The sequence below is a fragment of the Cellulosimicrobium cellulans genome (assembly GCF_042723955.1).
In the GTDB taxonomy this organism is placed as follows: Bacteria; Actinomycetota; Actinomycetes; order Actinomycetales; family Cellulomonadaceae; genus Cellulosimicrobium; species Cellulosimicrobium cellulans_H.
This window is the reverse complement of the sequence record NZ_JBHXIC010000016.1, coordinates 59,691-70,007: the sequence shown is the minus strand read 5'-3', so window position 1 is coordinate 70,007 and position 10,317 is coordinate 59,691. Positions and strand designations below refer to the sequence as shown.

The 10,317-nt window shown below is 76.6% G+C and carries 11 protein-coding genes; 6 read left to right on the top strand and 5 right to left on the bottom strand.

The genetic code is table 11. The features are described from left to right. The 3 genes from ACFWH7_RS06865 to ACFWH7_RS06855 form a co-directional block, all read left to right on the top strand. Positions 1–714, top strand: a 714-nt coding sequence (locus tag ACFWH7_RS06865; RefSeq protein ID WP_378215729.1) for a class F sortase, incomplete at its 5' end; no start/stop codon positions are given. A 124-nt stretch (positions 715–838) separates the two neighbouring features. After that, complete coding sequence (locus ACFWH7_RS06860) at positions 839–1,417, top strand: RNA polymerase sigma factor (protein WP_378215732.1); 579 nt, start codon at positions 839–841, stop codon at positions 1,415–1,417. Then, on the top strand, positions 1,401–2,240 hold the full coding sequence (locus ACFWH7_RS06855) for an anti-sigma factor (RefSeq protein WP_378215728.1): 840 nt from the start codon (positions 1,401–1,403) through the stop codon (positions 2,238–2,240). The genes ACFWH7_RS06860 and ACFWH7_RS06855 overlap by 17 nt, the downstream gene beginning before the upstream one ends. On the opposite strand, the gene ACFWH7_RS06850 is transcribed toward ACFWH7_RS06855, so the two are convergent. After that, the gene (locus ACFWH7_RS06850) at positions 2,237–4,222 is read right to left on the bottom strand and encodes a BTAD domain-containing putative transcriptional regulator (protein WP_378215727.1); all 1,986 of its coding nucleotides are present in this window, start codon (positions 4,220–4,222) and stop codon (positions 2,237–2,239) included. The two genes, ACFWH7_RS06855 and ACFWH7_RS06850, sit on opposite strands and share 4 nt — an antisense overlap. A 167-nt stretch (positions 4,223–4,389) precedes the next feature. Between ACFWH7_RS06850 and ACFWH7_RS06845 the strand changes: the two genes are divergently transcribed. Further along, complete coding sequence (locus ACFWH7_RS06845) at positions 4,390–5,262, top strand: alpha/beta fold hydrolase (protein WP_378215726.1); 873 nt, start codon at positions 4,390–4,392, stop codon at positions 5,260–5,262. 32 nt (positions 5,263–5,294) lie between these two features. On the opposite strand, the gene ACFWH7_RS06840 is transcribed toward ACFWH7_RS06845, so the two are convergent. From ACFWH7_RS06840 to ACFWH7_RS06830, 3 genes are all read right to left on the bottom strand, one after another. After that, a complete protein-coding gene (locus ACFWH7_RS06840; RefSeq protein WP_378215725.1) occupies positions 5,295–6,059 on the bottom strand; it encodes an SAM-dependent methyltransferase in 765 nt (254 codons plus the stop codon). A 91-nt stretch (positions 6,060–6,150) separates the two neighbouring features. Next, positions 6,151–6,816 carry a flavin reductase family protein gene (locus ACFWH7_RS06835; RefSeq protein WP_378215724.1) on the bottom strand — a complete coding sequence of 222 codons (666 nt, stop codon included), beginning with the start codon at positions 6,814–6,816 and terminating at the stop codon, positions 6,151–6,153. Positions 6,817–6,891: 75 nt separating this feature from the next. Then, a complete protein-coding gene (locus ACFWH7_RS06830) occupies positions 6,892–7,521 on the bottom strand; it encodes a PAS and ANTAR domain-containing protein (protein ID WP_378215723.1) in 630 nt (209 codons plus the stop codon). A 161-nt stretch (positions 7,522–7,682) separates the two neighbouring features. Here ACFWH7_RS06830 and ACFWH7_RS06825 point away from each other — a divergent pair, with 161 nt between their 5' ends. Beyond that, positions 7,683–8,417: an ANTAR domain-containing protein gene (locus tag ACFWH7_RS06825; protein ID WP_378215722.1), complete on the top strand. Its 735-nt coding sequence runs from the start codon at positions 7,683–7,685 to the stop codon at positions 8,415–8,417. A 97-nt stretch (positions 8,418–8,514) separates the two neighbouring features. Further along, positions 8,515–9,531, top strand: coding sequence for a zinc-binding dehydrogenase (locus tag ACFWH7_RS06820; protein ID WP_378215721.1), 1,017 nt, complete (start codon positions 8,515–8,517; stop codon positions 9,529–9,531). A 27-nt stretch (positions 9,532–9,558) separates the two neighbouring features. Here the strand turns inward: ACFWH7_RS06820 and ACFWH7_RS06815 are convergent, their stop codons facing one another. After that, positions 9,559–10,212 carry a CatA-like O-acetyltransferase gene (locus ACFWH7_RS06815; RefSeq protein WP_378215720.1) on the bottom strand — a complete coding sequence of 218 codons (654 nt, stop codon included), beginning with the start codon at positions 10,210–10,212 and terminating at the stop codon, positions 9,559–9,561. Between the last annotated feature and the right edge of the window lie 105 nt (positions 10,213–10,317).

Here is a 10,317-nt window from a genome sequence, read left to right as displayed (position 1 = left end):
CCCCCCCCCCCCCCCGCGCCGCCCCGGGCCCCCCCCCCCCGGGCCGGGTTCCTGACCCTCCTGGGGGCGGTGCTCGTCACCGCAGCGGTCGTCGGCGGTTGCTCCCCGCCGTCCGCCGACGAGCCGGCCGACGGACTCCTCGGACCGACGGCCGACGCCCCGCCCGTCCCGGTCCCCCACCGGGACGGAGCGGGGACCGCAGGGGGGACCTCGGGCCCCGCGCCCGACGTCCCCGTGCGACCGGCCCGGGACATGCCCGCCCCCGCGCCGCCCGCGCCGACGCGTGTCGTCGTCGCGGACCTCGACGTCGACCTCCCCGTCGAGCCGACGGGCGTCGACCCTGAGGGGCGGATGGCCCTGCCGGGCAGCGGGGACGTCGCCGCGTGGTACCGGTTCGGCCCGGCACCCGCGAGCCCCGCCGGCACGACGGTCGTCGCGGCCCACGTGGACGACCCGGACGGCGTCGGGCCCTTCGCCCGGCTCGCGGAGATCACGACGGGAGCGCGCGTCGACGTCGTCGACGCGACGGGCGCCTCGTACACCTACACAGTGACGGACGTGCGGAGCGTCCCGAAGCCCGACGTCCCGCTCGACGAGCTCTTCGACCGCACGGGCGAGCGCCGCCTCGTGCTCGTGACCTGCGGGGGCGCGTGGGACCGCGAGCGGCGCTCGTACTCGGACAACGTCGTCGTGACCGCGGCGCCCGCCCGGTGACGCCGCGTCCCGGCCGGCACCTGCACGGTGCCCCGCGAGCGTGCGGGCGCGCCGGCGCTACGATCGCTGCTACCCGCTCGCCGCTGCCGCCCGGGCGGTCGGCGCCGACCCTCGAGGACCCGACCTGAACCCGACCGAGACCGGGACGTCCGACCCGGACCTGTGGCGCCTCGGCCGCGCGTTCGCGGACGGCGACGAGAGCGCGCTCGCGGAGGCGTACCGGCGATGGTCCTCGCTCGTGCACACGATGGCCCTGCGGTCGCTCGGCACGCGTGCCGACGCCGAGGACGTGACGCAGCAGGTGTTCGTCGCGGCGTGGCGTGGCCGGTCGCGGTTCGACCCCGACCGCGCGCGGCTGCCCGCGTGGCTCGTCGGGATCACGCGGCACACCGTCGCGGACGCGCACGAGGCCCGCGCCCGGGTCCGCCGCTCCGAGCAGGCGGCCGCCGCGGACCCCCGGCCCGCCGTGGACGAGGACGCCGACGTCGGACGCGTCGCCGACCGGGTGCTCCTCTCCGACGAGCTGCGACGGCTCGGCGATCCGGGCCGGACGATCCTCGAGCTCGCGTTCTTCCGCGACCTGACGCACGTGCAGATCGCCGAGGAGCTCGGCCTGCCGCTGGGTACGGTCAAGAGCCACGTACGACGGAGCCTGATCCGGCTGCGCGACCGATTGGAGGTGGACGGTGCAGCACATCGATGACGAGACCCTCGCGCTCCTCACGCTCGGCGAGGACGTGCTCGACGACGACGCGCGCGCGCACCTCGCCTCCTGCGCGGAGTGCGCCGACGCCGCCGCCCGGCTCGCGCGCGTCGCCGACGCGTTCGACGGCGCCGGCGCGCCCGACGAGCTCGTCGAGCCGTCCCCCGCGGTGTGGTCCGCGATCCACGCCGAGCTCGGCCTGACCTCGACGAGCCCGGACCTCGACGCACCCACCGCAGGGGCCGCGGCCCCGGCCCCCGGTCGGGACGCGGCGCGGTGGCACGACGCCGACCGGGACGACGCCGGGCGAGACGAGCCGGGCGAGCGCGACGCAGGACGGGAGGACGCAGGCGCGCCCGGCGTCGTCGTGCCCTTGGCTCCGCGCCGCAGGCGGGTCTGGGTGCCGGTCGCCGCGGCGTCCGCGGCGCTCCTCGTCGGCGTCGCCGGCGGGGTGCTGTGGGAGAGGCGCGAGGGGGAGCCGCCGGAGACGACGGTGGCCAGCGCGACGCTCGACCCGCTGCCCGACTGGGAGGGTGCGACCGGCGACGCGCGCGTCGAGGAGCGACCCGACGGACGCCGCCAGGTCGTCGTGACGGTCGACGCCCCGGTTCCCGAGGGCACCTACCGCGAGGTGTGGCTCCTCGCCGAGGACCTCAGCGGCCTCGTCAGCCTCGGCGTGCTCGACGGCGGAGAGGGCCGGTTCGACCTGCCCGACGGCCTGGACCTCGCGCAGTTCCCCGTGGTCGACGTGTCCGAGGAGCACTTCGACGGCGACCCTGCGCACTCGGGCGACTCCGTCGTGCGGGGGCCGCTGGACGTCTAGGCGCGGCGACCGTCGAGCCGGTCGAGCCACGCGCGGACCGGCCCGGCGGACACGAGGCCCGAGCCTCCCCCGGCGAGCTCGTCCGGCACGCGCGCGAGCGCGTGCCGGGCACGCCGCGCCAGGCCCGCGTCGCCGAGCCGGACGGCGGTCTCCGCGACGAGCGCCCAGCGCAGCTCGCGCAGGTGGTCGGCCGGAGGTTCCGGGGTACGGCGGGCCAGCTCCGCGGCGGCCTCGCGGTCGCCCTGGTCGAGAGCGACGAGCGGCTCGACCCACGGCGTATGCGGGCCGGCGTCGCCGAGCCCGCCGAGCGGGCGCCCGTGCCGGAGGCGGACGGTGAGCAGCGCGAGCGGGAGCAGCCCGTCGCGCACGCCCGGCATGTGCACCCCGGACAGCAGGTCGTCGGCGGCCCGGTACGCGTGCGCCGCGGCGTCGGGCGGCACGGTCTCGGCGTCGCGCATCGCCCGGTACCAGGCCGTGAGCATCGGGACCACGGGCGACTCGTACCCGGCCGCCACGTCCTCCGCCGCTGCGGCGTGGGCGTCGGCGTCGCCGAACCGCCCGGCACCCGCGGCTGCCTGCATCCGGACGAGGTGCCCGAGGATCGCGAACGTCGGCAGGTCGTGGGCCTCCGCCAGCGCGACGAGCTCGGCACCGGACCGGTCCCGCTCGGTTCCCGCGCCCGGGCGCTGGAACGACTGGAGGAACCGGGCGTTGAGCGCGAGCGCGAGCGTCCCCGGGTCACCGAGGTCGCGCGCGATCCCCACGGCGTCCTCCGCCGCTGCCCACGCCCACGCGTCGCGCGTCCCCCGGTGCTCGATCCCGACGACCGCGAGCAACCGCGCCCGCAGCACGGGGCTCGCCTCGGGGCCCAGACGGTGCAGCGTGCGCCGCGCGACGCCGACGAGCGCCTGGGCCGCCTCGGGGTCGTCGCTCCGGGTCCAGACCGCCGGGACGTCGTACGCCGTGACCGTGCGCGCGGTGAGCACCGGGTCGCCCGTCGCCTCGGCCGCGAGCGCCGCGGCGACCCGCTGCTGCTGCGCGGTCGCGAGGTGGTCTCCCCCGGCGATCGCGAGCGTCCGCGCGACGTCGACCGTGGACCGCAGGTGCGTGCGCGAGGTCGGGGCCGTGACCGCGAGGCGGGGGCCCGGCGTCGGGCCGTCGAGCGACGGCGCCTGGTCGAGCACGTCGCGCTCGAGACGCGCGAGCTCCGGTCCCGGGTCGAGGCCGAGCTCGTCGGCGAGCCGACGGCGCGCCCGGCGCACGACGTCGAGAGCGTCGGACTGGCGACCCTCGCGGTACAGCGCGAGCGCGAGCAGCGCCCACGCGTGCTCGCGCCACGGGTGCGCGGCGGCGTGCGGGTCGAGCGCGGCGACCGCCTCGCCCGGGCGCCCGTCCGCGAGCAGCGCCTCCGCGAGCAGCTCGACCGCCCGCGCGTGCACCTCGGCGAGGTGCCGCCGCTCCGCACGCACCCACGCGCGGTCCGGCAGGTCGGCGTACGGCTCGCCGCGCCACGCCGCGACCGCGTCCCGCAGCGCACGCGTGCCCGACGGCGCGTCCCCGGCCCCGTGCCCCGGCGTGGCACCGGGCGCTTCGACGACCGGAGCGTGCGTCGTGCGTCCACCGACCGGGGCGACGGCCGTCTCCAGGCGCGCCGCGTCGAGCGCGCCGTCCGGGAGCCGCAGCGCGTAGCCGCCGTGCTCGGTGACGAGCACGCGCGGCCGCGTGCGCGGTGCGCGCTCGGGTTCGAGGCGACGGCGCAGGTCACCGACGAACGTCGCGAGAGCACCGCGCCGGGCACGGAGGTCGTGCTCCGCGTCGTCGTCCCACAGGTCCGCCGCGAGCCGCTCGAACGACACCGGACGACCGCGCGCGGCCGCCAGCCGCGCCAGGAGCTCGCGCTGACGGGGCCCGCCCAGGTCGACCTCCACGCCGTCGCGCAGCAGCCGGACGGGCCCGAGCACCTCGACGCGCAGCTCCACCACCCCGCCATTCTCGCTGCGCCGTGACACGTCGACGAATACGGCGGCGCGTGCGCGCGGCCCGGCGGCACCCGGCACTGATCGGGCGCTGATCCGGTGCTCGAAGGATGGCGACGAGCCGCCCGGGCAGGACCTGGGACGACCACTCCGCCCCGAGAGAGGACCCACCCATGCACATCCCCGGCTTCGAGACCCGCACCGTCGAGGTCGCGCCCGGCGTCGCGCTGCGCGCGGAGACCGCGGGCGAGGGCACGCCCGTCGTCCTGCTGCACGGTTTCCCCCAGACCCGCCACATGTGGCGGCACGTCGCCGCCGACCTCGCGCGCGACCACCGCGTCGTCGTGCCCGACCTGCGCGGCTACGGCGACAGCGCCAAGCCCGCGGCGACCACGCCCGACGTCTACGCCAAGCGCACCATGGGTGCCGACGTCGTCGCGCTCGCCGACGCGCTGGGCCACGACCGGTTCGCCCTCGTCGGCCATGACCGCGGCGCGCTCGTCGCGTTCCGCGCCGCCCTCGACCACCCGGACCGCGTGAGCCACCTCGGCATCCTCGACGTGGTGCCCACGCTCGACACGTGGGGCGTGCTGCACGGCGTGGACGCCGCGGTCGCGTTCCACCTCTACCTCATGGCGCAGCCCCCGGGCCTGCCCGAGGCGATGATCCGCAACAGCGCCGACGCGTTCTTCGGGTCCTTCCTCGACGCGTGGACCCAGGACCCTGCGGCGATCCCCGACGACGTCCGTGCGCACTACCTCGCGGCGAGCCGGGACGCCGTCGACTCGATCGTCGCGGACTACCGCGCGACCGCGACGGTCGACGTCGAGCACGACCAGACGTCGCTCGACGCCGGCGACCGGCTCGCCATGCCCGTCACCGTGGTGCAGCAGGACTGGGGCGCGCAGCTCGGGTACGACGCGGCGGGCGTCTGGCGTCGCTGGGCACCGGACCTGGAGCACCTCACGACGACGGCCGGGCACTTCATGGCCGAGGAGGCCCCGGCCGACGTCGCGGCGGTCGTGCGGGCGCTCGGCCGGCGCTGACCTCCCGCGCGGGCCGTCCCGCCTTGGCCCGCTCAGCCGCCCGTCACGGCGGCGCGACCCGGGTGCAGGAGCAGCGTGACGAACCCGAGCCTGCCGCGGTACCCGTGGAGCCAGCCGTCGCGGTGCTTCTCGACCGCGGCCAGCACCTCGCGCGCCTCGGGGTGGTCGGGGTTCTCGACCGCCCACCGTGCGGGCGCGCCCGTCCACGCCCACTCGTAGTCGTCCCACTCCTCCTGCGTGCTGACGTGCCCGTGCACCGTCGCCCACCCGTGCTGCGTCACGAGGTCGACGGTGCCGGGCAGGTCGAGGTACTCGTCCGCCGACACCCCGCCCAGGCCGTCGAGCACGGCCTGCGTGGGCGGCGCGGGCCAGAAGCAGTCGCCGAGCAGGAGGAGGCCGTCGGTCGCGAGGTGCCCGCGCGCGGCGTCGAGCGTGGGGCCGAGGCCCCCGAACGCGTAGGCCGCGCCGACGCTGAGCACGGCGTCGAACGGCGCGTCGCCCGCGTACTCCTGCGCGTCGCCCTGGACCAGCGTCAGACGGTCCGCGACGCCCGCGTCGGCCGCCTGGGCGAGCGTCTGCTCGAACCCGACGTCGGACGTGTCCACCCCGACCGCGGTGAGCGAGGGGTGCTGCCGCAGCGCCCGCAGGAGCCAGGTCCCGTCGCCGCACCCGAGGTCGAGGGCGCTCCCCCGTCCCCCGACCGCCCGCCGCAGCAGGTCGTCGAGGCGCGCGTCGCTCAGCGGCGACGCGATCGGGTGGTCGGAGTGCGCGAGCCGTACGAGCGTGGATCGTCCCATCGACGCACCGTAGGCCGGGACCGGTCGGGCGTCAGCCGCTTTCCGCCCGGGCGTCCTGGCGCGGGCGTTCGCCGCCCTCATCCGGTCCCGCTCAGCGGTACCAGTCCTCGTCGATCGTCGCGAGGCGCGACGGGTGCGCCTCCGGACCGAGGCCGTAGAACCGCTGGAAGCTCATGAGGAGCGGGCGCCACCGGTCGGGGTCGACCCGGTGGGCGGTCCCCGGCATGCGGACGCTCTCGTGGACGTGCACCCGCGTCACGCGCACCTCGAACGCGACGAGCGAACCGGCGCGCCCGGCGTCGTCGCGACCGAGCGGGTGCGCGTGCACGAGCCGCGCCTCGACCGCGACGGGGCACTGCGCGGCACGCGGCGGCGCGACCGTGTCCGACGCGACCGGCGTCAGCCCCGCGCGCGCGAACTTGTCCGGCTCGTAGCGGTAGCCCACGGACGCCTTGCGCTCCGGGACCGGGTCGCGCCCGGTCGTCAGGGCGAGGCGGTCGACGGCGTCGACCTCGGCCGTCGAGGGCAGGTTCACCACGACCTCGCGCGTCGCGACGAGGTTGAGCGCCGTCTGCGAGCGCGCGCCGAGGCCGAGCACCGCCGTCCGGCCCAGCCAGAACACCGACGACATCGGGGCGAGGTTCACGTGGCCGTCGGCGCTGACCGTGCTGAGCAGCGCGACGGGCGTGCCGAAGTACAGGATCCCCGGGTCGATCACGACGTGCGACGGCGCGGGGCGGGTCGAGGTGGTGGTCATGGACCCAGCCTCGCCGCGCGCGGGCGCGTCGTCTGGCGGCCGTCGGACGTCGCGTCCGAGGCTCGACGTCGGCGCCTACGACAGCAGCGCGGCGACCCGGTCGACGCGGTCGGCGTCGGGCCGCGTCCCCTCCTCGACGACCTGTCGCGCGAGGTCGCGCAGGCGGACGTTGCGGTCGTTCGACACGCGCTTGAGGACCGCGAACGCCTGCTCCGGAGCGACGCCGAACGTCGTGGCCACGACGCCCTTCGCCTGCTCGATCGGACCCCGGCTGTCGGCCGCGGCGGCGATGTCGCGCTGGGCCTGCCGCCCTGCCTGCGTCCGGACGGGGCGCGTGACGTCGACGAAGTACCCGAGCAGCTCCACGACCTGCCCCGTGTCGCGGTCGCGCCGACCCTGGCCGACGACGACGAGGACGCGCTCGCGGCCGCGCGCGTCCATGATCCGGTGGAGGCTGGAGAACGGCGCGCCGTCGCGGCGCGCGCGCTCCAGGACGTCCCGGACGCGGTCCCGGTCGTCGGGGTGCTTGTGGGCCAGCACGAGCGACGTCGTCGGCACGACGTCGCCCGGCTCGAAGCCGTGCAGGCGGTACGTCTCGGCCGACCACCACCAGGTGTCGGTCGCCAGGTCGACCCGGTACTGCCCCAGCGTGGTGTCGTCGCCGAGGGACAGCGGGTGCAGCGTTGCGTGATCCTCCACGGACATGGGTCGTCTCCGTCGTCGTTCTGCGGGTCGTGAGCCAGGTCCAGACTCGACTCCCGGACTCTAGTCCGGCGTCCGGGTTCTGCAACCCGACGCCTGCGCGGAGGTGACGGCGCTGGTCGCGTCGCCGAGCGAGCGCACGGAGTGGTGAAAAACTGGTCGCGGTGCACGAGGACCGGACGGAGGCGGACGTGGGCGCGTCGGAGCTGCTGGGACATCTCGCCCGCGCGCTCGCTGACACCGACGACGCCCTGTCGATGCCCGCGCGCATGTGCCAGGCGTGCGCCACGGTGCTCGGCGCCGAGAGTGCCGCGCTGACCGTCGCCGCGACGGCGGACGACCGTCTCACCGTCGCCACGTCCGACGGCGTCGCCGCACGCATCGAGGGCCTCGAGGAGATGCTGGGCGAGGGGCCGGCCCAGCTCGCGCTCGCCGAGGACCGCGTCGTGGTCAGCGAGGTCGCCGGGAGGCGTGGCGGCAACGCCTTCCCCGTGTTCTCCCGCGTCGTCGGGACGATCAGCGGGCCCGCCACGTACCACGCCGTCCCCATGCACGCGGGCGGCCGGGTCGTCGGCGTGCTCACCCTCCTCACCGCCTCCGCCACGCTCGCCCGCGAGCCGGACGACGTGCAGTTCCTCGCGGACGTCGTCGGGCTGTCGCTCCTGGCCGACCTGGACTCGCTCGACTGGTCGATGCGCGCCGAGGTGCACCAGGCGACGGGGATGGTCACGGCCCAGCTCCGTGTGGCGCCCCGCGACGCGCTCGCGGTGCTCCGCGCGCACGCCTTCGCCCGGTCGACGACGCTTTTGGACGTCGCCGAGGAGGTCGTCGGACGTCGGCTGAGCTTCGTGTACGACGCGAGCAACGCCGTCGAGACACGGCGGTCCGAGGATCCCTGACGTCCGCGCCCGGGCGCCGCTCACGCCCGCGCGGGCCTGGCGCGGGGCACGGCCGTAGGCTCGACGGCGTCCCGTCCGTCCGCCGAGGGGAGCCACCGTGCGCGCGACCGTCATCCATGCCCCGTACGACGTCCGCGTCGAGCAGCGCGAGGACCCGCGCCTGATTTCGCCCACCGACGCGATCGTGCGCGTCGAGGCCGCGTGCGTGTGCGGGTCGGACCTGTGGACCTACCGCGGCGTCAACCGGATCGACCACCCCGTCGCGATGGGCCACGAGTACGTCGGCACCGTCGAGGAGGTGGGCGCCGACGTCCGGAGCGTCCGCCCGGGGCAGCTCGTCGTCGGGTCGTTCTTCGCGTCCGACAACACGTGCCCGATCTGCCGCGCCGGCTACCAGACGTCGTGCGTCCACCGGGAGCCGGTGCGCGGTGCCCAGGCCGAGCTGCTGCGCGTCCCGCTCGCCGACGGGACGCTCGTCGCGACGTCGGAGCGGCCCGACGACGACCTCCTGCCCGGGCTGCTCACCGCGTCCGACGTGCTGGGCACCGGCTGGTTCGGCGCCCGCACGGCGGAGGCGGGGCCGGGCCGGACGATCGTGGTGGTGGGCGACGGCGCCGTCGGCCTGCTCGCGGTCCTCGCCGCGGCGCAGCTCGGGGCCGAGCAGGTCATCGCCATGAGCCGGCACGCGCCCCGCCAGGAGCTCGCGCGGGCGTTCGGCGCGACCGAGGTCGTCGCGGAGCGTGGTGACGAGGGCGTCGCGCGCGTCCGGGACCTCACCGACGGGCTCGGCGCGCACGGCGTGGTCGAGGCCGTCGGCACGCCGGAGTCCGTGGCCCAGGCGCTCGGGTCCGTCCGCCCCGGGGGGCACGTCGGCGTCGTCGGGCTGCCGCACGGCGTCGAGCTCCCCGTCGTCGACATGTTCTACCGCCACGTGCACTGGTCGGGCGGCCCGGCGCCGGTCCGCCAGTACCTGCCCGAGCTGATGGACCTCGTCCTCGACCGCCGCATCGACCCCGCGCGCGTGTTCGACCTCGAGCTCTCCCTCGACGACGCCGCCGAGGGGTACGCCGCGATGGACGAGCGCCGCGCGATCAAGTCGCTGCTGCGTCCCTGAGACCCGGCCCCGCGGGCGGGTCCGACGTCAGCCGAGCCAGGACGGGTCGTCGACGAGCTCCTGGAGCTCGTCCACGAGGCGCGCCACGTGGAACCCGTCCGCCGCGGCGTGGTGCACCTGGACCGCGACCGGGAGGAACGTCCGCCCGTCCCGCTCGACGTAGCGCCCGAGCGTGACGATCGGCGCGAGGTGCCGCCAGCCGTCGCGGATCGCGAGCGTGAAGCCCGTGAACGAGGTCCAGGGCAGGCTGGACACGTCGAAGCTGTTGGGCGGGGGCGCGCCCTGCGGGAAGAACGCCGTCGCGGACCGGTGCTCGGCGAGCAGCGCCGACGCCGCGGCGTGGAACGCATCGAAGTCCGCGTCGTACGGCGCCCACACGGCCGAGAACGTCTCCCGCTCCGGGTTGGCCACGGTGAAGGACGGGTGCACCACCGGCCAGACCGCCGGGGTGTCGGCGTCGTCGAGCACCAGACGGAACTCCTCGTGCCGGTTCACGACCGTCGCGAGCGCCCAGACCTGCGCGACGTACGTCTTGCGGGACGACGCGGCCAGCGCGGCCGCGAGCGCCGTCACGTCCATCTCGACGGTCATCGCGTACGTGCACGGTGACGCGTGGAGGAAGTGCGCGAAGTGCTCGCGGCGCGGCCAGGTCTCGAGGTCGACCGGTACGGGGGTGTCCACGCCGCCAGCATCACAGTCGCCCCTGCGGAGAGCATGGGAATTTCGGCGGCCGCGCCCATGCGGTCGCGGCCCGTCACAACCCCCGACGACGTCGTCCGCGTGCGG